The organism is Streptomyces sp. NPDC030995, from assembly GCF_055571215.1.
The window spans coordinates 154,455-175,768 of the sequence record NZ_JBVIFS010000006.1 but is presented as its reverse complement, the minus strand read 5'-3'; the positions used below and the strand labels follow the sequence as shown (position 1 = coordinate 175,768).

The window sequence follows — 21,314 nt, the reverse complement described above, 5'->3', positions numbered from 1 at the left end:
CTCCGCTCACGCCTGGACCCGGGCACGAGTCGGCGGTCGGGTCGGTCCGTCCGGGCGGTGCCGCTTCGCGAGGACGGCGTGAAGGAGGAGGGGCGCGGTGTAGATCCGGTCTTGCCTCCAGCGGATCCAGCCCGGGGCGGCATCGGGTCGGGGTGCGGGCGGCAACGTGAGCGTTGCGCCGGCGCCGATGTACCGCGCAAGCGGGGGCCAGGCGGGATCGCCGGACTCCTCCGGCAGGAGGAACCCCCAGGCGTCGCCGAAGGTGAAGACCGCGCCAACTGGGTACAGGCCAGCCAGCGCGTCCAGACGGGCGACGGCCTCGCGAGCGTGGTTCTCGGGGACGAGCACGATGTCGAAGCCGTCCAGGAGCACCGGCCCTGGCCCGGCCAGCGTCAGGGTGTCCGCCAGCAGGGCGGTCCCGCCATGGGCGAGTTGGTCGCCGTGGGCATTCATCGAGGACTCTCCAGGGTGGATGCGAAGTGCGACGGCAGCGTGACCTGGTCGGCGCACAGCAGCCGGGCCCGGTGCCGGTACAGCCACGCCGTGATCGTTTCGACCGATTGCTTCTGGTCCTCCAGCCCGGTGGCGGAGGGCAAGAGGTCGGCGGTGGAGCGGACGACGAGCAGCTGCACTCGCCCTTCTTCGATGTCGTCGCGGAGTTGCGCGAAGACGGGCCGCTGGTCGAGAGGCCATCCACGCGTGGCCACGTCATGGCGACGGACGGCGACGTGCCGACAGTGTCGAGCGCTCGCAACCTCCAGCCGCTCGTGCTCGCCCCAAGGCGACTGTTCCGTTTCCAGGTGGAGATATGTGGCCGCCACGGTGTGCCGGGCCAGGAGATCCTGCGTGATCCGCACGGTGTGCTCCAGCGCTCGAACGAAGGCGGGCGCCGGGCGGGAGGGGTTAGCCGGGGTGATCTCCTCCAGCCACACCCGCGCCTCGGCGACCGTCTGCCCGAGTTCATGTGGGAGCGGCACCGCTTCGAGGAAGTGCAGCACCAGTCGCAGCTGTTGGAGTAGCTCCTCGACCCGTCGGACCCGGAGGTGAGCCTCACCGTCAGTCGTTCCGGCGGGGTGCAGCTGCTGTGTGGGGCGGGTGGCCGTTCCTGTCGCACAGCCGGACGTAGTGACCTGCCGCTTGGCCCCCGCGGGCCGTGCCGGCATCCGGTATGGCTCCCTCACGTGTGCCCCGCTCACCGCTGGCCCCTGCCGTCGTGCTCCGGGAGATGTCCACCGTCGAGATCGTGACCAGCCCGGTCAGTGCCTCGTACGGCTGCGGGGCTCGGGAGGTGGCCGTGGCTGGCGGAGCGGACGGCGTGGCTGAATGCGGCCATCCGTTGCCCTGCGCCGGCTCGGGCCGTTTTGGCTCCCGTCTCGTCCACCGCCGGACCGTGGTGCTGCGGCTCGTCGGAGGCGGTCGGCTGGACAAGGAGTCGTCCGGGGAGATGCAGGACGGCGCGGACTCCGCCGCGGTGATGCGGGTCCAGCCACACCTGGAATCCGTGTCGCCGGGCGAGGGCGCCAACCGCGATGAACCCGAACTGTGTGCCCAGCGCGGCAAGGGGCAGCCGGTGGTGCCCAGGCAGCACCGCGGCCGCCCGCTCGTAACCCTCCGGGATCAGCATGGGACCGACACTGTCGACGATGATGTTGAGGGCCCCCGGCGCTTCCATGAGCCACACCGAGACGGGGCTGCCGGGACTCGAGTGCCGACAGCCGTTCTCGACGAGCTCGGCCAGGGCGATGGCGATCGGCTCGGCCACCCGCCCCCGGACGAATTCGTCTCGCCGGTTGGTGACCTCCACCCGTTGGTAGTCCTGGACGCGAGACTTCGCACCGCCCAGCACCTCCATCAGGGGGAGGTCCGGGCGCGGGCTGTTCACCTCCTCGCCCATCAGGACGCCGATGAGATGCAGCCGCTGGGCCAGCAGGGTTGCCCCGTGGTCGACGGCGAAGGCGTGAGCGAGAACCTCCTCGTCCGCGACCTTCGCCAACAGTCGGAACATCGCGCTCTGCTGTCGAGCCGTCAGGGCCAGCAGCGGCCTCAAGAGGGCCCGGACTTGTGCGTGGGCCGACTCCTCGGTCCGGGTCTCGACATCGCGCACGAAGTCGGAGGTCTGGCGCAATGCCGCTTGTACGGCCCTGCCGAACGGAGTGGAGGCCAGCTGCGGCTCAAGCAGATGTCCGGCATGCGTCAGGTCTCCTGAGCCGGGGATCGCCATGAGGGCGGGCAGGCGAACGGCCGCCAAGTGCATGGCTTCCTGATCGCGGACCTTGATCTCTTGGCCGAGGGCTGCGCTGTGCTCCCGGCTCTCCTGCAGCGCCTTGTTGGCCCGTATGGCGGCCCGCCGGAAGTACCAGGTGCCTGCGGAGGCGGCAGCCAGACCGGTCGGTGCCACGGCCAGCACCACGTCGTTCAGGACCGCCATGTCAGTTCCTCACGGACGAGGGAGTGAATACGAAAGACGAGGTCGGATCGAGCCCCGGCGACAGGCTGGGGCCGCCTGTGATCACGAGACGGCTCCTACCGGATCCGTGACGCCGTCATCCTGGGCGTGTCCCTGACCAGGAGCGATCGGCCCCGGTAGCGGGATCCACGTTGCGCGCAGGGCATCGGCCAACAGGCGCGGGTCGAGCAGATTCCCGGACCCGTCGGGAGGCACCGACCAGAACCGAGGGAGTCTCGCCGCGTGCCCAGGCATCGGGCAGCGCAGCTGCTCCCCCTGGGCCCCGGTAAGGAGGACACCGCCTGGCACGTCACGGCCATCGTGGAGGAGCGGATGCACCAGGAAGGCTCGGAAGTGGCCCGCGTTCAGGACGGGTCCCGCCAGTTGATCTTGGTCCGTGAGGCGTTCGACGGCCCTGGCCGCCGCCGTCTCGGGGACGCGGACGACATCGAAATCGACTCCGATTGGGATGGCCCCAAGGGGGCTCCGCGACCACGGATTGTGGGTCCGGGTGGGCCGAGGGAACCCGGCTTGCAGCGCTAGCCAGCGGGCTCCCGGAGACAGATGGGGTGTCATCCGCGCACCGCACTCTCGACGGCGACCGCATCGTGCGGGAGTGCCGCGTCGCCAGGTCGGGCAGCCAGGGGCTCGAAGCCAGCACCTTCCCCTGATGGAAGCCGGCGGACACCATGAGCTGACGTCACCACGGAGCTGGAAATCGAGATCACGCGGTGACCTCCGCCGACTTGCCTACCGCAGAAGGGGAAGGCCGTTGGGGCGGGTAGACGCCTCCGTCCGGTGCCAGAACACCGGTGTCCTCGAAGGAGAGGACGCCATTGCACAGGAGGCTGCAGCCGATATCGGGAAAGTGGACGAGGACCTGTGCCGCTGCTCGGTCCGCCGCTTCAGCGGGTGGGCACTCCCGTCGGTGCATACAGGCCAGCCCGCTCCTGCCCATCTCAAGCAGGACTGATTCCACCTTCAGCGCGAAGCTGCGCAGATGGACGCGTGACTTCATGAAGCCTGCTGGCGTCTCGACGCGGGCCAGCTGTTGGGCCTCTTCGATCGCCGCGGACAGAGGGGTGCGAGCGGTGGGGGTGTCGGTCACCGACCCGAGCTGCATCAGGTGGCCGCGCAGGCGCATCACCAGGTCGTGTACGTCCTGGTCGCTCTCCACGGCCCCGGAGTCCTCGTTGAGGACAAGCGCAACAGTCTCTCGGGTGGCGACGGCTACCGACCGGGTGGCCAAGAGGACTCGTCCCGTACGGCCGGCCGCTGTGGCGTGCGTCAGATCGCCATAGTTCATGCGACACGCACCTCACAGTGGAAGGGCAAGTCGAGCTCCATCCAGACGGACTTCCCGCGGCCGTCGGAATCGGGCTCGACGCCCCACCGATCGGCGAGCGCGCGGACGAGCGTCAGACCGCGGCCGGTCTGCCGACTCCCCGACTCATGCTGCTCACGTGGCTGCTCATTGGACGGATCGTGCACGGCCACACGGAGCTGGTCGCCCGTCCATGCCGCGGTGACGGTCAGCTCGGTGCTCTCCGGCAGGCTGCGGCAGCCATGGACGACAGCGTTGGCCATGAGTTCATGAGAGGCCAGGGCGACGTCGTCCGCGATTTCCTCCAGGCCCGAGGCTTGGAGGCGAGCACGTAGCCTCCGCCGCACGGGCGCGATGGCTGCACGGTCGGCGGAAAACGAGGCCTCGAAGCATGCCGCGCCCGGCTCTCGTCCATCAGGACCGGCGAATGAAGATTCGGTCATCACGCACGCTTTCTGTGCCATCCGGGCCGCGCCCTCGCGCACACCTGGCGCAGGCGGCGCCGTCGAGCAGCAGGGCGTCCCCCACGCCAGGTGGTGCACGTTCATCGGCCGTTCCTCCTCGCCTGCCGGCGTGCGATCAGGTCTCGTCGCTACGCAGGCCCATGTGGATGAGGTCGACGATTTCCCTGCTCCCCAAGGAGGTTGGAGGAATATCGTCTTCACGAGAGAACCGCGTTCGATGCCGGGTTGGTATCCCGATCGGCACGCGGGTCCAATGCACGTTATGCAAGATCGTTTCGGGGACAGGGGCGCACCGTGGGGCGCACGCGCAACACGCGGCTGGAAGCCGCGATCCAGGAGCTGGGCCTGCCGCAGGCACGTCTGGTGGCCCGATTTCGAGCCATGGCGGCGGAGAACGGGGCCCACGAACTGGACACGACGAACCAGTCGTCCATCGCGCGCTGGATCGCCGGCACGCGCCCGAGCGGTCGGGCCCCGGCTATCTTGGCCGCGACGCTCTCGCGAGGTCTTGGCCGTACCGTCACCCTCGCCGACATCGGGCTCACCGCCGACGGGGGTGGCGAACCGCAGCCGCCCGAGTGGAGCGCCAACACGCTGACGACGCTGGTGGACCTCGGGGGCATCGACTTGGACATGGACCGTCGACGAGTGGTGGTTGGCTCGGCGTATTCCGTCGCGGGCCTGGCCCTCCCCTCCGAGTCGTGGTGGAAGGAGGCCGCCGAGCGCGCCCGCGCCCGCGCAGCCATGTCGGTGCACACCGTCACCGCGCAGGACGTGAAGAGCGTCCGGGAGATGACCGTCTTCTTCTCCCGGCGCGACCAGCAGCGCGGCGGCCGCGGCGTGGGCCGCACGGCACTCGTCGCCTACCTGCGCACCGAGGTCGCCGAATACCTCGCAGGCCGGTTCCCCTCCGAAGAACTCCGCCGCGCCATGACATCGGCCGCCGGTGAACTTGCGTACCTCGCGGGATGGACCGCGTTCGACGCCGGGGAGCACCCGGTAGCCCTCCGCTGGTTCACCGTCGCCACCCAGCTCGCTGAGGAGGCCCGAGACGCGCCGCTCGCCGGCCACGTACTGAGGGCTATGGCCCATCAGGCCGTCGACCTCAAGCAGCCCGGACAGGCCGTGCGCCTGTCCACCGACTCCCTTGCGGGCAAGCGGTACACGAACGCGAGCTGGCGAGAAAAGGCGCTGATCGGAGTGGTCCACGCCCGCGCCCTGGCCGCCGACAACAGGAGGAAGGAAGCCCTGGGTGCTCTCCTCCAGGCCGAGAACGATCTCGGCCGGGCAGGTGAGGGAGATGAACCGGGCCGTGTGTGGTTCTTCGGCGAAGCCAGCATCGCCCACGAGACCGCCGCCGCGCTGCGGGACCTCGGAGACCTGAAGGGAGCCGAGGAGCAGTTCCGGCGCAGCGTACGAACGCGGCGTGCCCAGTTCGCGCGGACCCACTCCGTAACCCTCGGCTACCTGGGCGCTGTCCAAGTCCAGCAGGGACAGCTCGAGGCCGCCTGCGAAACCTGGGGCCAGGCACTCGACGCCATGAGCGGGGTGCAGTCGGGCCGGGCTCGGGAGACCGTCGTCCAGATGCGCCGCGCTCTCTCTCCGTTCCGCAACCGTGGAGGCAGCGCGGCTGCGGATCTCGACGCCAAGGCGCGCGCGGTGCTCGGCGTAGGCTGACGCCGCCAAGACAGCGATGGCGGCCGGAGCAGACTGCCCGGCTACCGCCCAGAAGAGGATCAGGGGAATCTCGTGTCCGACGAGCTCATTGAAGTACCCGTGATTGGCTACGTCGTTGGAGGCCACACCGGACGCCTCGACGATTTCAAGGGCGGCGTTGAGTCGATTATCCGCCTCAACCCGGGCTTCCCCGAAGAGACCTTGAAGGGAGTCGCCGAGTTCAGTCACCTCCAGGTGGTGTGGCACTTCAGCGAGCGGTCCCCCGACGATGTCGCGCTTCACGCCCGGAGCCCCCGCGGCAACCCGGCGTGGCCTGAGACCGGAACGTTCGCCCATCACAATCACCGTCGCCCGGCTGGCCTCGGAGTGTCCTTTCCGAAGGTGGTGCGGGTCGACGGCCTCGATGTGCACGTGATCGACCTGGACGCCGACGCGGGCACGCCGATCATCGATCTGGTAGTCGTCTTCCGAGAGTTCCTCCCCCGGGGCGCGGTCACTCAGCCCCCGTGGCCCGGCGAGATGCTCAAGGACTACTGGTCCAACGCTGACGAGCGACCGTAAGAGCTGAAGGCCGTCAGGTCCGACGGCCAGCTGCCGGGCAGCGCGTTCACCTCGCAGGCCGGATGCGCACCGTTGCGTCCGTGGCACACAGCGGGAGCCGGTGCGCGGGCCAGTAAGCCGCCCCACTGCACCGCGAAATGCTTCGACGGCGTGGCAGTCAGACGGCTCGTGAGAGCAGCATCCCGTGCCCTGGCCGTCGTCGGACGCAAAGTCGACGTCCGTGCCGATTGGCACCGAGCGGCAGCCGGCCTGGTGGTGCTGTCGCCGTAACGTGAGGATGATCTTCCGTCCCGGACGGTGATCGCTGTTCCCACGCGAGCGGAGTTTGGCGTGGCGCCCGGTCATTCGGTGCCCACCGGTGACTCACCAAGACGGGTCTGCAGGGGGCGCCCGTCCGTGGCTTCCGCAAGGAAGGCTCCCTTCTCACGGACAGCGACGCCGAGCCGGTGGAACTCCCGGCTGTTGTCGGCGACATGCTTGGCCTCGGCCACGACGACGCCACGGACGACCCCGGAGGCGAGAGCCTGCGTGATCGCGGACCAGCCGAGTCGGTCGTCCAGTGGCATGGACGGGTCGTCGTCGGATCGTACGGTGGCGACCAGCCAGTGCCGGGCTGTTGCGTACCGCCGCCCGAGTCCCTCGGCCTCGGTACGCACCGCAAGATCGGGGGCGCAGGAGTACACGGCGACCGGGACGTGTCCCCGGCCGTGGGGGCGTGGCTTCGTCGGCATACACCCAGCGTGCTGACCGTGTGCCACGCCGACCAGGCACGCTCCATGGTCCCCTCGGAGATCCGTCTACCGAGTCACTATCATGCTGCGTGCCAGGAGCCGGAATGGCGGGTCAGTAGCTACCACGGTCCGTAGCACCCCGCCCACGGCCTCCGACCGGCACTGCCACCGACCGTGGCGGCTGGGGGTCACCGCATCCCGAGGGGAACGCCGGCCACGTGGGCGAGGTTGCGGAGTCTGCTCACGGAGACGCCCGCCAGCCGGGAGACGATCACGCCCGGCAGCATCTGATGACGCACCCACTCCGGTGCCATCTGGCATACGGCTTCAAGCTGCTTAGCCGCAGCCTCCCAGTTTCGGCACTCCACGTGGACCAGGGCGACGTCGAGCCCGTAGCGGGCGCGGGTGGCCAGCGGGACGCGGAGGTCATCCAGCTTGGTCGTGTCCATCAATTCGAGGGCACCCGAGACGTCCCCAAGAGCGACAGCGATGCTCATAGCCTGGGTGGCTGCGTACATCGGGCCGTACGGCTGCGCGTGCCGGCCCCGAGCATGCTCGTTGCCGAGACGCGCAGCCACGGCGTGGGCCTGAGAGAGGTACTCGCGCGCCGTGTCGCTAGTCGCGCCCCCGCGGGACGCGGCGACGGCAGCGTTGGTCACCAACTGGCCGTAGACACTGAGCCGGTCCGGATCGTGCTCACTCATCCGCGGTTCGATGCGGTCAGCCTGTGTCGCGGCGAGAGCGAAGCCCTGCGACGTCCGCCCGTCCCGGAGGTTGACCCAAGCAGTGGTTGCTGCGAGGTGGGCGTCCCGGAGATCGTCCCCGATCTGGCTCGCGACCTGCCGTCCGTAGGTCAACGCCGCGTATGCGAGATCACGGGCCCCCCAGACATTCGCCGCCATCCCGGCGGTCTGGAACACGTCCACCAGGAGGCCCCCCGCGGCTTCCCTTTCCGCGGTCCCGGCGACGTCGTAACGCGCTCTGGCCTCCGGGAGTAGTTGGCCGAGCAGTGTGCCGAGCTCCGTGTAGCGGCCGGCCCAGTAAGCGGAGTCAGCGCGCTGCACGGCTTCGCGCAGTTCCGCCACGGTGCCTGGCTCCACGTCGGTGGGCAGGCCGATCGCGGCATCGTGCGTCGCGGCCGAGACGAGCCGGAGCGCCGCTCGTTCGTCCCGAGCCATCGACCTCCGCGGAGCCTGCTGACCGAACAGGACAGCGATATCAGTTCCGAGCGCATCAGCGATGGACAGAAGGGACGGCAGCGAGGCGGTGCCACCGCGCTCAACCTTGCGCACCACGCCGACCGAGACGCCCGCGGCCTCGGCCAGCTGCTCCTGCGTCATCCCACCCCGGAGGGACTTGAGGCGTTCGGCGGTTGTGTACTCCGACCATTGCATGACAAAAGTACCTCCGAGTAGCGAGTCTGCCACGGAAGGTACTCAGGTATCAGTGTTGTCGACCAGTCTCTGATCAGTCGGAAGTTGCGGATTGGTCAGGCTGCGAGCACCGCGCTGATCCCGAGCAGGACTTCGAGGCGAGCCACAGCAGACTCTTCGTCTTGCGCGTGCACGGTGGTGATCCCCAGGTCCGCGGCCGGCGGAAGATTCACCGCGTGATCATCCACGAACACGCACTCGTCAGGGGAGAGTCCCAGCTGGGAGACGGTCAGCTCGTAGATCGCAGGATCCGGCTTGGCCATGCCGACGAGTTCCGAGACGACATGCACGTCGAAGAGATCCCAGATGCCTGTGTGCCTATAGGGGTTGAAGGGATTGAGGCCGAAGGAGTTGGACAACAGGGCCAACTTCAAGCCAGCTTCACGCGCGGCACGCGCGAGCGCGACCATTCGGCGGGCGACGGGCACCCCGGACCAGGCTCGGCCCATCAGGTTGGTCGGGTCGACATGGGGACCGAGGAGGGCGGCGGTTCCCTTGTTCCACGCCACCTGATCGATTTCCCCGATCTCCAGCGCCGCGTACAGCCGCCGCCCGGCAGGGTCGTCGTTCAAGGTGCTCCGCCAGGCTCCCTCATCCAGTCCTTCGGAAGCACACCAGGCGCGGTGGACAGGAAGCGGGTTCGCTGTCAGCACGCCCGCAAAGTCCAGAATCAGCCCGTGGAACTGGAGGGCGCCTCCGTCCGGGGTGCTAGCGCTCAAGGGCATCCGATGCCGTCCTTTCGTGTTGGCCTCAAACAGACGCTACAGCGCAGCGGCTTCGAGGGGAGATGGGAGCCTCAAAGCTTCGGTTGGTGAGACAAGCTGGATGCCGGTCAGGCGGTGGTGAGCCATACAGCGAGCGCCCCGACGATCGTGAAGGCGCCGAAGGCGACCCGGTTGCTGCGGTTCCGTCCGGCGGCAAGCGGCACGCCTCCGCATATCGCGCCGACGAGGTAGCCGGCGACAGTGTCCCACCACACGTTGCTCCAGCCTGGTGTCTCATTCCGGGGCCACGGCATTCTGTCTCACGATCTTGTCCCCTATTGCGACCTACGCGACCAGGTCGGGGAAGCGGTCCTGGATCAGGGGGCCGCGCCGGGTCTGGAGCAGAACCCTGCCGTCCGGGCTGGCCAGGCGGTGCTACCACGCACTGCCCACCGAGTCGTACGACACGAATAGATGCGAGGCGCCCTCAGGCACGTGCAGCACCGCCGGATCGACGTCCAGGTTGTTCTCCATCCTGAGCGCCTCGGAGGTCCGGAACAGCGAGTCTGACGGGCGCACGTCCCGAAGGGCCACCGATTGGGTCACGAAGGCAGCATCGGCCATCGGGAGGTGACTCTCCTGGCCGAGTTCGCTGGTGGCAGACCGGCAGCCCGGTCCTATGAGTGGAGATCGCACGGCAACCCATGTCAACGTACTGGTCTGATGGAAAGCCGCAGGTCAGGGGATATCTGCATCTGGGATGGGTGCGGGCCTTCCGGCTGTTTGATGGGAGCTTCATGGTGCGACACAAGATCAAGGTCATCGGAATGCACGGGGACGGAACGGTATGCCCGCCGGCGCACGAGCACACGAGGGGAGGTACCCCGCTGACTGCAGGGTGCGCTGGCCAATCGCGGTACCTGGCTGCGTGCGCTTGCGGAGAGTGGAGCGGAGGGTCGTCCACCAAGTCGTACGCGGCGGAGATGGGTAAGAGACACCGCAGCGCGCGGGCCTGATCTGCAGTTCGGGGCGGGCACGGGCTGGGGTAGTCGGCGGGGACATCCGGATCAATCGGCGGCGCAGGGCAGCTATCACCCGATCCGTGAATTCGGAAATCCCGGATTCTCCGGATCATTGGATCTGTTCGCAGCGGCTGTGCTTGGCGGTGGAGCCGTGCGGACGGAGGCTCGGCAGCCAAGTGCAACGGAAGTGTTGGCTGTAGGGCCGTAGTCACGATCGAGACGTTGCCCGGAGGTCGTAAGCCAGGAAGTCCCTTCGTGGGGCCTCCTTCTGGTGCGCCAGTCATCACAAGGAATCACTGATGAGCCGATCCGTGATATCCCCTTCCCTTTTTCCGGTATCCGCATGGCGCTCGGATTGCGTCAGTGTCCACCATGGCTGGGACACGCAGTAGCGTCCGGCGCCATTTCACACCCGCACGCCCCTGAGATGAAAGCAGTCCCCACTTTGGCCCGTCCCCCCGCGCTCAAGCTCGCTGAGGTGCTCGCTGAGATCCGCATGAGTCCCTCCGCGTTCTACCGCCTGCGTGCCCGTAGCCAGGCTCCTCGAATGATCAAGCTGCCGAACGGTGAACTGCGTTGCCGTCGAGCCGACCTGGACGCCTGGTGGCAGGCGTGCGAAAGGGATACGCCCGAATGGCGATGAGCTACAAGGTCCGCTTCTGGGACATCCGCGAGCGGCCAAAGCGCCGCAAGCCATTCGAGGTGCGATGGACGGTGAACGGCCGCGAGCGGTCGGAGTCCTTCATCACCAAGGGGTTGGCTGAGAGTCGGCGCGCGAAGCTCATGACGGCTGCCCGAGATGGCGAGGCGTTCGACGAGCAAACAGGGTTGCCGGCGTCTGAGATGCGAGCCATCAGGCAACGGACGACCTGGTATGACATCGCCCATGCCTATATCGATGAGCGTTGGGACCGGACACCAGGTACTACCCGCCGCACCTTGGCTGACGCCCTGGCTACCATCACGCCCGCATTGGTGCGGCCGGGATTCGCCTATCCCGAACCAAGAGTTCTCCGGCGCGCGTTGTATTCGTGGGCGTTCAACAAGAAGGCATGGGTAGGTGAGCCGCCGGACGAGTGGAAGCATGCCCTGGATTGGATAAAGCGGCATTCCCTCCCTGTCGGTGAGCTGCTGGAACCGGACACGGTGCGACGGGCGTTGGAGGCCCTCAGTCGCAAGATCGACGGCAAGCCCGCCGCGGCGAAGACTGCCGTGCGCAAGCGATCGGCCTTCAGCGAGGTCCTCGGAACCGCCGTTGATAAGGGGTATTTCACAGAGAATCCGCTCGCCAGGGTCAAGTGGAAGCCCCCGGCAGTCAGCGAAGAAGTCGATCCGGCCTGCGTGCCCAACCCGACGCAGGTGGCTCGGCTCCTGTCCGCGGTGGGTGGGCAGAAAGGACGTGGCCCCCACCTGGAGGCGTTCTTCGGTTGTATGTACTACGCGGCGATGCGGCCGGCGGAGGTCATCCACCTTCAGCTCTCCCAATGCCACCTGCCCACGTCAGGTTGGGGCATGCTCAACCTGTCGGGCGGGGTCGTCGCGGCGGGCAAGGGGTGGACGGATGACGGGTCGGTCCACGAGGTGCACTCACTGAAGCGGCGAGCTCTCAAGGCCACACGACCTGTGCCGATACCGCCGTCGTTCGTGAGCACGCTGCGTGAACACATCGATCGCTTCGGGGTGGCGCCAGACGGCCGCCTCTTTCGTAACGCAGCTGGGAACTATGTCGAGGCAGCGGCCTACGGAATCACGTGGGCTCGGGCGCGTAGGAAGGCCCTGGCAGACCATGAGCAGTCGTCGTTGCTCGCCAAGAGACCCTATGACCTGCGCCATGCTGGCATCTCGTTCTGGCTGTACTCCGGCGTGGATCCGGCTGAATGCGCCCGTCGGGCCGGCCAGAGCATCCAAGTGCTTTTCCAGTACTACGCCAAGTTCTTGGACGGCCTGCAGGAGCATTCCAACAGCCTCATCGAGGAGTCGATGCAGGAGTGGAATCGACGCAGCGCGGAGGCTGCGGACTGATCCCGAATCTGGCCCGTGTATGGCCCGGGACAGCTGGTCAGGGGTGGGATACGGGTGGGAGGAACTGGGAGGAGCAGTACATTTCCAGCGCTGCCGTGGACGGTGCGCTCTAGGGATCGAAGAAGGCGCCTGCTGGGCAAAAGCCCAGGTCAGGCGCCTTCTTTTGTGGGCTTAGAAGAAGCCCAGCTTCTTCGGTGAGTAGGACACCAGGAGATTCTTCGAGTGCTGGTGGTACACCCGCTACACCGCTCCTGACCAGGCAAAATAGAGGGATCTGTCGTCGATGGTGCGGTGCTGGCCCGTAACTGGCCCGGATCTTGCTCCACCCAGCGGCGCAACCACTACTGTTTCGCTGCGGCCTCGAGTGGAAGCCGGAGGGGGAACTGCGCGCCATTGTCACCTCATGTTGGACCCCACGAGCGTCACTGGGTGGCACTGGGCGTCAGCTTCGACGGAGCCCCCATGCGCCGGATGCCTCGACTTGTTCCCGATGACACACCACGTCGACGCAGGTGACCTTCTAGTAGGACTCCGTTAGGTCGGTCTTGACCTTGGGGTGGTGTGTGGTCTGTTGGGGAGAGGGCGGTGGCAGGTGGTGCAGATGCCGGTCCAGCACCTCAGGATGCCTTGGAGAGCGTCGAGGGTCTGGTAGAGAGTGAAGCCGGCCCTGGGACTTTTGGGGTCAGCCGTTGTTCGGTGAGGAAGGCCTGGGCGGCGGTCACTAGGGTGACGTGGTGGTGCCAGCCCGGCCAGGACCGTCCCTCGAAGTGGTCCAGGCCCAGGCCGTGCTTGAGTTCCCGGTAGTCGTGCTCGATGCGCCAGCGGACCTTGGCCAAACGGACCAGCTCGGCGATCGGGGTGTCGGCCGGGAGGCTGGAGAGCCAGTAGTCGGTGGGAGCTTCGGCGCTTCCCGGCCACTCGATCAGCAGCCAGCAGTCGGGCAGGACCCCGTCCCGCCAGCCCTGCTCGGACGAGGCGGCGGCCTTGATCGGACGCTCGACGGCCTTGCCGGCGGGGCGGACGCGCACGGCGGCGAAGTGGGACTGCAGCCGCCCGCGTGTGCCCTGCCGCCAAGCGACAGTGGTGAAAGTCGTCGGCTCGGGACCGACGGCCAGGGTCGCCACCGACGGTGCGGCGTGCCGATAGCGAGGCTGGGGCCAGCAGCCGACCGGCCCGTTGCGGGGTGGTGCTTCGGGCTCCGCGTCGAGCGGGTGGGCACTCACGTCCGCGCGGACGGCCAAAACGTAGTGGATTCCCCGGTCGGCGAGGGCGGCCCGCAGGTGTGCATTGGTGCCGTAGGCGGCGTCGTCCACGACGGCCGGTGGCCTCATGCCCCACTCGGCCAGCGTGTCGAGCATGTCCAGGGCCAACCGCCATTTCTCGCGGTGCGTGACCTCGGGCGGGATGCGGGTAGGCGTCCTGCGGTCGTCGTCTGTTTCCCATGACCGAGGCAAGAACAGCCTCCACTGCAGCGGGCAGGAGGCAGTGTCGGTCGCGGCGTGAACGCTGACCGCGACCTGGCAGTTGGCGCGTTTGCCCAGGGCCCCGCAGTACTGCGGGGCCACCCCGACTGACATTCTTCCGTCCTTGGGCAGTGACACGTCGTCGATCACCCAGGCCGTCGGGGCGATGAGCGGCAGCATGCGTTCGCAGATCCGACGCTGCACCGGCACCGGATCCCAGGCGGACTGGCAGTCACCTTTGGCCCGCTGGTCCTTGCGCCGCAGAGAGGCAAGCACATCAGCCACATACAACGCCAACCCAGCACGTACACGGTCCACTTCGCGTGCATCCACACATCCAACATGCCCACGAACAGCCCGAACCGGAAGACCTACGGAGTCCTACTAGGCGCGTCGCCAACAACGATCTGAAGTCTGGCATTGTCTCGATTTGGCGACCCAATGTCAGGCAGGGCGGGAGGATTTCGGTTCGATCGTGGCGCTGTGTCTCGAATGCAGTGGTCGGGGGCTGGCGGTGGACTTCGAATGGTGTGGCGAATCCCCAGTTTCGCTAACCGGGGATTGGCTGCCTATATTCCGCCGACCCGCCTGCCGGGCAGTGTGTCCACTTGGCTGTCGGCGCGCCCCGTGGCTTGTACTGGGGTGGGTTGACGCCTTGGAGGGGGTTGTCTTCGTAGAGGCCCAGGCGGTGGGCGTCGAGGAGGATCGCCTTCAGCTTGTCGTAGGCGTTGGACTGTGTGGCAAGGCCGACGGCATTGCGCTCCATCGTCCGGATGAAGTGATCCACTACTTTGTGGTCGAACGCGAGCATCTTCCGAGTCCCGAGGGCGGGGAAGATGTGGTGCTGGAGGAGGGAGTCGAGGCTGATGACGGTCGCCGGCCCTAGGTGGCGCTGGCCGGCCTTCCATTCCTCGGTGTACTCCCGCAGCCGCATCTGGCCGTACTTCGCGATGCGCTCGGTCTTCGCCTGGCTTGGGGGCGCGGCCTTCTTCGCCTTGTAGACACTGGTCAATCGGTCGATGGCCGCGTCCGAGGTCAGGAACCCCGACTCCTCGACCTGATTGCCGCCGGGACCTCTGTAGCGGACCTTGTAGAGGTGTGGGCACTTCGCCCACCTCGACGTGGGGTGCTCGCAGTCCTTGAAGAAGGACCCCATCCCTCGGGCGAGTCTCTTGGTTGCCATGCGCGTGGACTCCTCGGATGCCGATGCTGACACTTTGCTGACCTTCAGCGATCCAAGGGGCGTTTGACCTGCGAGAACGTTCCCATGCATCGTTATCGAGTTCAACCAGATCTACCGTCGCCTGGAGAGCTCGATGACCGAGGCCGCGCAGTTCACGGAGCTGCTGCTGAGGCCGCCGATCGTGGTCGATCCGGAGTCGCCGGATCCGCCGCCGACCCGGGCCGCCGACATCCGCTTCGAGGAGGTGACCTTCGCCCACGCGGGCGGGGGCCCGCTCTTCGAGGGACTGGACCTGGCCGTGCCCAGCGGTGCGAAGATCGGGCTCGTGGGGCGGTCCGGCGGCGGCAAGACCACGCTCACCCGGCTGCTGCTGCGGATGACGGACATCGACGCGGGCCGGATCCTGATCGGGGGCCGGGACATCAGCAGGCTGCGCCAGAGAGACCTGCGCGGCCTGATGGCGTACGTACCGCAGGACCCGGCGATGTTCCACCGCACGCTGCGGGAGAACATCGCGTTCGCCCGGCCGGACGCCACCGAGGCCGAGATCCGCCGCGCGGCCGAGGCGGCGCACGTCACGGAGTTCGCGGACGCCCTTCCGTGCGGCCTCGACACCATGGTCGGCGAGCGCGGCGTCAAGCTCTCCGGCGGACAGCGCCAGCGGGTCGCGCTCGCCAGGGCGATCCTGCGCGACGCCCCGATCCTCCTGCTCGACGAGGCGACCAGCGCCCTGGACTCCGAGAGCGAGATCCTCGTACAGGAGGCGCTGTGGCGCCTCATGGAGGGGCGGACCGCGCTCGTGGTGGCGCACCGGCTCAGCACGGTGGCCCACATGGACCGGCTCGTCGTCCTCGACCGCGGACGGATCGTCGAGCAGGGTACGCACCACGAGCTGCTCGAATCCGACGGCGCCTACGCGAAGTTGTGGCAGCACCAGTCGGGCGGCTTCCTCGACGGCAGTCCAGCGCAGCCGGACACGGCTCCGCACGGTCCCCTCGGCCCGCCCCGCCCCAAGGGCTGACAACTCAAGGGGGCACACGCGGATCGCGGAGAACGCCGCCTACCGGACGTCGAGCACCTCGGCCGCCGGGCGGCGCGGTGTGGCGGGGCCCTGCGGGCCGTAGCCGAGGCGCAGGACCATGTGGACGTGGCCCATCGTGGCGACCGGGTCGCGGACGGCCCAGCGCAGTTCGGGCCATTCGAGGGGCTGGGAGGTCATGGAGGCGACGAGCCCGTCGGCCGTGGCCTGGAGGAGGACGCGTTGCAGCGCCTGGCCGGCTCTGAGCCAGTCCGCCGGGGTGTCTTCCGCCGTACCCAGGAGCGCGATGCGGGGGTGCTCTTCGAAGACGGCCGACTCACGGCCCGGAACGGGGCGCCACGTGCCGAAGTCCCGTATCGGTGCGCGGGAACCCGACTGGCGGGGGCCGAAGGCGTAGCCCGGGATCCCCGAGTCGGGCGGCCCGACGGCCGCCGCGTCCGGGTGGGTCCACCGAGCGGTCTCCTCCCGCGCCGCGGGGTCCACCGCCTCGCGGTGTTCGGAGTCGTGTACGAGGTCCAGTACCGCTTCGGTGTGCCAGGCGTCGGGGAGGACCAGCCGCGCGCCTTCGAGGAGGGCCGCCGCGCACAGGCCGTCCTGTAGGGCGAGGGGGATCTCCTCGTCGGTGAAGGGGAAGCGGCTGGTGTGGCGGCGCCGCACGGCGGGGTGGAGGACCGCGAGGTCGCGGTCCGCGGTCGTGGTCTCCCGCAGTGCCACGTCCGCCAGATGCATGGGCTTTTCCTTCTCGGGCAGCAGCGTGACGGCCGTCTCCCAGCCGCTGTCCGCCGCCGCCACCCGGAGGGTGAACAGCGCCGCGGCGCAGCCGAGGTGGAGGGCCCGCAGATCCGGGTCGGTGTGGGGCATGGCACGTTCCGGGTCACCGTGCAGCTCGATCGTGCGGTCCTGGGATCGCAGGACGAAGTTCCACGGCTGGGCATTGTGCATGGAGGGTGCGGTGACGGCGTCCTCGATGAGGGAGAGCGCTGCGGCGGTGTCGAGGCGTGGTGCGGACACGGTCGGATCCTGTCTCTGAGGGCGCTCAGCGGGCCACGACGGCTACTCCGTGGCGACCGCTCGTTCGTCGCCGCCCAGGTCGAGGCGGAACGGCGGGTACGCGTCGGTCATCAGCGCGGCGTACGCGGTGACGCGGAGCACCCACCGGTTGAGCCCGACCAGCAGGTCGAACAGGTCGCGGGGGTACTTGCGGGTGAAGGCCAGCGTGATGACGGCGAACAATGCGAGCAGGCCGATCAGGCCGCCGCCCCAACAGCCCCTGTGCGCCCCACCGGTGAAGAATGCGATCACGAGGTAGTGCGGGATGGCGAGCAGCCACCACTTCACCAGGACCAGGCCCCGGGAGAGGCGCTCGGGGTAGGCGATGTCCAGGCGGGCCGGATAGTCGGGTTCGGGGCCGAGGCTGAACGGCGGGTACCGGTCGGTCCCCAGCACGCCGTGCGCGTAGTACGAGACCCGCCAGGACCAGCGGAGCACTCCGAGGTTGAAGTCGAAGAGGGCCCGCGGGTAACGCTCGGTGAAGAGGATCGCGAAGAACGCGATCACGCTGACCACCAGGAAGGCGATCCAGAGGAAGGCCAGCACGATGTAGTGCGGAATGGCCAGGATCCACTTGACCAGCCACAACCAGCGCGAGAGCGGTGTGTCCAGCCTGCCCGTCACCGTGACCGGCGGGTAGGAGGTCTGCATCGTCATGGAGCTCACCTCATCGGCTCACCTCGCCCCTTCCCCATCATCCTGGCTGAGCGCACCGCACTCCACTCGGGCGCGGTGCGAAGGGCGCCGGCGCGCGTTCCCCCGCCGGTTGGCCCCGGGGGTTCCCTCCGCCCGCCTCCACCACAGCGGACCTGCGGTTTCGCCGTGGACGGGCGGGCCGAGCCAGCGTATGGTTCCCCGGCGCGCCCATTCCGGGCGGGCCAGTTCCGGTTTCCTTGCCCGTGGGGGGTTCCTCGCCATGCCCGCATCCGCGGCCTCCGTCCCCGTCCCGCCCTGCCCGCCCGGGAGGCCGGTCCGCACCGGGGTCTCCTGGTCGCCGTGGCCGCCCTGCTCGCGGCTGTCGCGCTCGCAGACCTGCTCGCCGTGTACGCCTGCGCGCGGACGTACACGGTGTTCGAGGGGGACGGGAACTTCGCCTTCGCCCCCGCGCAGGAGCTGGAGGACGCCGAGACGCTGCACAACGCGGTGGCTCAGCTCCAGAGCATGCTGTACCTCGCTTGCGGCATAGCCTTCATCACCTGGTTCCACGCGATGCGCCGCTCGGCCGGGGCGTTCGGGCCGGACCGGTTCCGGCGGGCCCCCGTGTGGGCCGGCCGCTCCTGGTTCATCCCGGTGGTGAACTTCTGGATGCCCTATCGGATCGCCGTCGAGATGTGGGGAGCCCTCACGAAGCTGCCGGCGGAGGGGGAGACGTACAAGCCCTCCTTCTGGCCGGTGAACCTGTGGTGGGGACTGTTCCTCTCCAGCAGCCTCCTCAATGTGTACGCGGGCCGGCGGATCGAGAGTGCCGGGACGCCCCTGGAGGTCCGGGACGCCGTGATCTGGGTGCTGCTGTCCGACCTGCTGGACATCGTCGCCGCCGCGGCGGCCGTGTACTTCGTGGTACGGCTGACCGCCATGCTGCGGCTGAAGGCGGCCGCGGAGCGCTGACGCTCACGAGGCCGGGCCCCCGGGACGCTCGTCCCGGGGGCCCGGCCGTGCGCGGGTGTGCGCGCGGTCTGCGGACGGGATGCTCAGGAGACGGTCAGGAACTTCGCGGTGCTCGGCACCCCTTGGGCGTCGAGGGCGAAGAGCATGTAGGTCCCCGGAAGGACCACGCCACCGTCGGCGGGGATGGACACGGTGTACGTGCCGGTGCCCGTGCCGGTGCCTGCGACCGTGGACAGCAGCGGGACCCGTCGCTGGTCGTTGTCGGTGGAGTGGGTCGCGGCCGCGGCCCGCATCAGGACGAAGGACGCCACCGGGCTCCCGGTGTTCACCGTGAGCTGCGCGCCGAGCGCGGCCCGGGCGGGCACGCCCCCGGTGATGACGGGACGCGGCTTCGGTGAACCGTCCGCGTTGAGCAGGTACGGCGGCGTGAACACGGCCCCGTCGGCGTGGTTGGTGGCGCAGTCCCCGCACAGGCCACCGCCGCCGGAGAAGATCCGGCCGTCCGGCAACAGGTTGGCCACGCTGTGGTAGTTGCGCGGAATGGCCATGGTGGCGAGCGGGGTGAAGGTGCCGGTCGCCGGGTCCCACAGCTCGGGGGCCAGGACGGAGGTCGCATCGCTGAACGGCACCGGGTAGGCCTGGCCGCCGAAGACGGCCACCTTGCCGTCCGGCAGGACGACGCTGTTGCTGAAGGCGCGGGCGTGCTCCATGTCGCCCGTACGGGCCGCCTGGACCTGGTTGCCCGAGATGTTCACGGTGTAGGCGCGTCGGGTGGCGGGGGAGTCCTGGTAGGCGGGCGAGCCGCCCAGCGTGAGCAGTTTGCCGATGTCGTAGGCGACGGCGTTGCCGGTCATGGCGTCCTGGCTGTCGGCCCGGGTGCCGGCGGCGGTGATGCTTCCCGTGCCCGTGGTCGAGATCCAGTTCATCTGCTTGCTCGGGCCCAGTTGCAGCACCTTGCCGCCTGAAGTGGCGTGCAGCCACATGTGGTTGTCGGCGCGGTAGGGGCCGGCCGGGTCGGCCGTCAGCGCCGGGGAGGCGGGGACGCCCGGAAGCTTCCGCCAGGTGCGGCTGTCCGGCGACCAGACCTCGCCCGCCTTGTCGCCCGCGGTACCGCTCCAGGATCCGCCCAGGACGAAGGCCTCACCGGTGGAGAGCAGCGTCATGGCCTGGTACCCGCGGGCGATGTTCATGCTGGTGGTGGCCGACCAGTTGTCGGTGGCCGGGTCGTAGATGCTCGCCTTCTCCGCATTGCTGCCGCCGGTGACCAGCACCCGGCCGTCGGCGAGCATGGCTATGCCGGGACAGAACATGTCGTGGCCGGTGTTGTCGATGCGCCGTTGGGTGACCTTGCCGGTCTTCAGGTCCAGGATCGCCGTCTGCGTGTAGCCGTTGCTGCCGCCGAAGCGGTCGGTCGCGTACGCCGACCAGGCCAGCAGCTTGTCGCCCGGCAGGACGGCGGTGGCCACGGGCACCAGGGGGAAGCCGGTGATGCGGTCCCAGGAGCCGTGGACGGCGGAGTTGGCCGGTCCGCTCAGGCGTATCTCGCCGGCCGAGGTCCACGGACCGCGGCCGCCGGCCTCGGTGGTCACCGTCAGGCGTACGTAACGGGCGTTCTCGGTACGGGTGAAGGTGGCCGTCTTGACGGTGCCGTCGTCCGGCCAGGTGCCCGCGGCCACCGGAGCGCCGAAGGAACTGCCGTCGGTGCTGGTGGCGATGGTGTACGCGCCCGCCCGGCCGTTGGGCCCGCTGGTGCGGGGGTGGTAGACGAGCGCGGAGACGGCCGTCGTGCGCTTCATGTCGATGGTGATGCCGTGCGGCAGCGGGGCGGGGGTTCCGGTATACCTGCTGTGCCAGAGGGAGTCGGCGTCACCGTCGAGCACGTTGGCGGCGCGGCCGTTCTCGCCGCTGGTCTCCTCGTCGCTGGCCGTGGCGGTCCAGCCGGTCCGGGACAGGTCGACGGTGGCGGCGGGAGTGCCGGGGTCACCCAGCAGGTTGATCTCGGCGGCGGAGGTCCAGGGCCCGCGGCGGCCGGCCTCGGTGAGCGCCGTCAGCCGCACGAACCGGGCCCCCTGCGGGGCGAACCCGAGCGTCTTGGCGCCGGCGTCGTCCGCGAGCGTGCCGGTGGCGACCGGGCTCGCCCAGTTCTGCCCGTCCGCACTGACACTGATGCTGTACTCGCCGACGCGCCCGTTGGGACCGTCGGCGCGGGGCTGGTAGACGAGCGCGGAGACGACCGCCGTGCGCTTCATGTCGACGGTGATGCTGTGCGGCAGCGGGGCGGGGGTTCCGGTCCACTTGCTGTGCCAGATGGTCGTGGTGTTGCCGTCGAGCACGTTGGCGGCGCGGCCGTTCTCGCCGCTGGTCTCCTCGTCGCTCGCCGTGGCGGTCCAGCCCGTGCGGTCGAGGACCGGAGCCGAGGGTTCCATGGCGTTCGCCGGAGCGACGCCGTGGTGCGGTGCCTGCTGGGCCGTCTGCTGGTCGAAGGGTACGGGTGCCGGGCTGCGGGCGGCCGGTACCTGGCTCGCGACCCCGAGCCAGGGTGTCATCCCGATGAGCAGCGAACCGAGGCCACCGGCGATGAGCAGAT

General features: G+C 68.8%; 20 protein-coding genes and 2 pseudogenes. 6 read left to right on the top strand and 16 right to left on the bottom strand.

Going from position 1 to position 21,314, the window contains the following annotated elements:
* Window positions 1-6: 6 nt before the first annotated feature.
* From ACZ45T_RS12790 to ACZ45T_RS12765, 6 genes and pseudogenes are all read right to left on the bottom strand, one after another.
* Window positions 7-453, bottom strand: a complete 447-nt coding sequence (locus ACZ45T_RS12790; protein WP_468440382.1) for a hypothetical protein — start codon at window positions 451-453, stop codon at window positions 7-9.
* On the bottom strand, window positions 450-977 hold the full coding sequence (locus tag ACZ45T_RS12785; RefSeq protein ID WP_468440380.1) for a recombinase family protein: 528 nt from the start codon (window positions 975-977) through the stop codon (window positions 450-452). The genes ACZ45T_RS12790 and ACZ45T_RS12785 overlap by 4 nt, the downstream gene beginning before the upstream one ends.
* Window positions 978-1,192: 215 nt before the next feature.
* The gene (locus ACZ45T_RS12780; protein WP_468440378.1) at window positions 1,193-2,428 is read right to left on the bottom strand and encodes a histidine kinase; all 1,236 of its coding nucleotides are present in this window, start codon (window positions 2,426-2,428) and stop codon (window positions 1,193-1,195) included.
* Window positions 2,429-3,170: 742 nt separating this feature from the next.
* Window positions 3,171-3,404 carry a DUF5999 family protein gene (locus tag ACZ45T_RS12775; protein ID WP_393783623.1) on the bottom strand — a complete coding sequence of 78 codons (234 nt, stop codon included), beginning with the start codon at window positions 3,402-3,404 and terminating at the stop codon, window positions 3,171-3,173.
* Between the two features lie 21 nt (window positions 3,405-3,425).
* A pseudogene (locus ACZ45T_RS12770) lies at window positions 3,426-3,752 on the bottom strand (DUF6415 family natural product biosynthesis protein); the annotation flags it as partial.
* Complete coding sequence (locus tag ACZ45T_RS12765; protein ID WP_468440376.1) at window positions 3,749-4,318, bottom strand: ATP-binding protein; 570 nt, start codon at window positions 4,316-4,318, stop codon at window positions 3,749-3,751. The gene ACZ45T_RS12765 and the pseudogene ACZ45T_RS12770, both read right to left, overlap by 4 nt.
* A gap of 210 nt (window positions 4,319-4,528) precedes the next feature.
* On the opposite strand from ACZ45T_RS12765, the gene ACZ45T_RS12760 reads away from it, so the two are divergent.
* Together ACZ45T_RS12760 and ACZ45T_RS12755 are read left to right on the top strand one after the other, a co-directional pair.
* Window positions 4,529-5,911, top strand: a complete 1,383-nt coding sequence (locus tag ACZ45T_RS12760; protein WP_468440374.1) for a Tat pathway signal protein — start codon at window positions 4,529-4,531, stop codon at window positions 5,909-5,911.
* A 72-nt stretch (window positions 5,912-5,983) separates the two neighbouring features.
* Window positions 5,984-6,472, top strand: a complete 489-nt coding sequence (locus ACZ45T_RS12755) for a TrmO family methyltransferase domain-containing protein (protein ID WP_468440372.1) — start codon at window positions 5,984-5,986, stop codon at window positions 6,470-6,472.
* A 341-nt stretch (window positions 6,473-6,813) separates the two neighbouring features.
* Here the strand turns inward: ACZ45T_RS12755 and ACZ45T_RS12750 are convergent, their stop codons facing one another.
* The 5 genes from ACZ45T_RS12750 to ACZ45T_RS12730 form a co-directional block, all read right to left on the bottom strand.
* Complete coding sequence (locus tag ACZ45T_RS12750; RefSeq protein ID WP_468440370.1) at window positions 6,814-7,203, bottom strand: hypothetical protein; 390 nt, start codon at window positions 7,201-7,203, stop codon at window positions 6,814-6,816.
* Window positions 7,204-7,391: 188 nt separating this feature from the next.
* A complete protein-coding gene (locus tag ACZ45T_RS12745; protein WP_468440368.1) occupies window positions 7,392-8,597 on the bottom strand; it encodes a helix-turn-helix domain-containing protein in 1,206 nt (401 codons plus the stop codon).
* A gap of 95 nt (window positions 8,598-8,692) precedes the next feature.
* Complete coding sequence (locus ACZ45T_RS12740) at window positions 8,693-9,361, bottom strand: HAD-IA family hydrolase (RefSeq protein WP_468440366.1); 669 nt, start codon at window positions 9,359-9,361, stop codon at window positions 8,693-8,695.
* 107 nt (window positions 9,362-9,468) lie between these two features.
* Window positions 9,469-9,615 carry a hypothetical protein gene (locus tag ACZ45T_RS12735; RefSeq protein WP_266673699.1) on the bottom strand — a complete coding sequence of 49 codons (147 nt, stop codon included), beginning with the start codon at window positions 9,613-9,615 and terminating at the stop codon, window positions 9,469-9,471.
* A gap of 160 nt (window positions 9,616-9,775) precedes the next feature.
* Entirely contained in the window at window positions 9,776-9,946 is a 171-nt protein-coding gene (locus ACZ45T_RS12730; RefSeq protein WP_266673701.1) for a hypothetical protein, read from the bottom strand.
* Window positions 9,947-10,807: 861 nt separating this feature from the next.
* On the opposite strand from ACZ45T_RS12730, the gene ACZ45T_RS12725 reads away from it, so the two are divergent.
* Entirely contained in the window at window positions 10,808-11,005 is a 198-nt protein-coding gene (locus ACZ45T_RS12725; protein WP_266674074.1) for a helix-turn-helix transcriptional regulator, read from the top strand.
* On the top strand, window positions 10,996-12,384 hold the full coding sequence (locus ACZ45T_RS12720; RefSeq protein WP_468440363.1) for a tyrosine-type recombinase/integrase: 1,389 nt from the start codon (window positions 10,996-10,998) through the stop codon (window positions 12,382-12,384). Before ACZ45T_RS12725 ends, ACZ45T_RS12720 begins: the two co-directional genes overlap by 10 nt.
* A gap of 617 nt (window positions 12,385-13,001) precedes the next feature.
* Here ACZ45T_RS12720 and ACZ45T_RS12715 read toward each other — a convergent pair.
* Together ACZ45T_RS12715 and ACZ45T_RS12710 are read right to left on the bottom strand one after the other, a co-directional pair.
* Window positions 13,002-14,180 carry an IS701 family transposase gene (locus tag ACZ45T_RS12715; RefSeq protein ID WP_468440361.1) on the bottom strand — a complete coding sequence of 393 codons (1,179 nt, stop codon included), beginning with the start codon at window positions 14,178-14,180 and terminating at the stop codon, window positions 13,002-13,004.
* 217 nt (window positions 14,181-14,397) lie between these two features.
* Window positions 14,398-15,030, bottom strand: a complete 633-nt coding sequence (locus ACZ45T_RS12710) for a hypothetical protein (protein ID WP_468440359.1) — start codon at window positions 15,028-15,030, stop codon at window positions 14,398-14,400.
* An 88-nt stretch (window positions 15,031-15,118) separates the two neighbouring features.
* Here ACZ45T_RS12710 and ACZ45T_RS12705 point away from each other — a divergent pair.
* Window positions 15,119-16,051: pseudogene (locus ACZ45T_RS12705) on the top strand (ABC transporter ATP-binding protein); the annotation flags it as partial.
* A gap of 39 nt (window positions 16,052-16,090) precedes the next feature.
* On the opposite strand, the gene ACZ45T_RS12700 reads toward ACZ45T_RS12705, so the two are convergent.
* Both ACZ45T_RS12700 and ACZ45T_RS12695 read right to left on the bottom strand, forming a co-directional pair.
* A complete protein-coding gene (locus tag ACZ45T_RS12700) occupies window positions 16,091-17,080 on the bottom strand; it encodes an Acg family FMN-binding oxidoreductase (protein ID WP_468440357.1) in 990 nt (329 codons plus the stop codon).
* Window positions 17,081-17,122: 42 nt separating this feature from the next.
* A complete protein-coding gene (locus ACZ45T_RS12695; RefSeq protein WP_468440355.1) occupies window positions 17,123-17,776 on the bottom strand; it encodes a DUF4389 domain-containing protein in 654 nt (217 codons plus the stop codon).
* A 339-nt stretch (window positions 17,777-18,115) separates the two neighbouring features.
* Here ACZ45T_RS12695 and ACZ45T_RS12690 point away from each other — a divergent pair, with 339 nt between their 5' ends.
* Window positions 18,116-18,727: a DUF4328 domain-containing protein gene (locus ACZ45T_RS12690; protein WP_468440353.1), complete on the top strand. Its 612-nt coding sequence runs from the start codon at window positions 18,116-18,118 to the stop codon at window positions 18,725-18,727.
* A gap of 83 nt (window positions 18,728-18,810) precedes the next feature.
* Here ACZ45T_RS12690 and ACZ45T_RS12685 read toward each other — a convergent pair whose 3' ends face one another.
* Window positions 18,811-21,273 (bottom strand): discoidin domain-containing protein, encoded by a 2,463-nt coding sequence (locus ACZ45T_RS12685; protein ID WP_468440351.1) that lies wholly within the window; start codon window positions 21,271-21,273, stop codon window positions 18,811-18,813.
* Window positions 21,274-21,314 lie beyond the last annotated feature (41 nt).

Bases quoted from the DNA above. Each gene is read 5' to 3' on its own strand.
- ACZ45T_RS12685 (WP_468440351.1), bottom strand. From the start codon at position 21,273: ATGACACCCTGGCTCGGGGTCGCGAGCCAGGTACCGGCCGCCCGCAGC.
- ACZ45T_RS12695 (WP_468440355.1), bottom strand. From the start codon at position 17,776: ATGACGATGCAGACCTCCTACCCGCCGGTCACGGTGACGGGCAGGCTG.
- ACZ45T_RS12765 (WP_468440376.1), bottom strand. From the start codon at position 4,318: ATGAACGTGCACCACCTGGCGTGGGGGACGCCCTGCTGCTCGACGGCG.
- ACZ45T_RS12740 (WP_468440366.1), bottom strand. From the start codon at position 9,361: ATGCCCTTGAGCGCTAGCACCCCGGACGGAGGCGCCCTCCAGTTCCAC.
- ACZ45T_RS12775 (WP_393783623.1), bottom strand. From the start codon at position 3,404: ATGGGCAGGAGCGGGCTGGCCTGTATGCACCGACGGGAGTGCCCACCC.
- ACZ45T_RS12750 (WP_468440370.1), bottom strand. From the start codon at position 7,203: ATGCCGACGAAGCCACGCCCCCACGGCCGGGGACACGTCCCGGTCGCC.
- ACZ45T_RS12780 (WP_468440378.1), bottom strand. From the start codon at position 2,428: ATGGCGGTCCTGAACGACGTGGTGCTGGCCGTGGCACCGACCGGTCTG.
- ACZ45T_RS12710 (WP_468440359.1), bottom strand. From the start codon at position 15,030: ATGGCAACCAAGAGACTCGCCCGAGGGATGGGGTCCTTCTTCAAGGAC.
- ACZ45T_RS12745 (WP_468440368.1), bottom strand. From the start codon at position 8,597: ATGCAATGGTCGGAGTACACAACCGCCGAACGCCTCAAGTCCCTCCGG.
- ACZ45T_RS12790 (WP_468440382.1), bottom strand. From the start codon at position 453: ATGAATGCCCACGGCGACCAACTCGCCCATGGCGGGACCGCCCTGCTG.
- ACZ45T_RS12720 (WP_468440363.1), top strand. From the start codon at position 10,996: ATGGCGATGAGCTACAAGGTCCGCTTCTGGGACATCCGCGAGCGGCCA.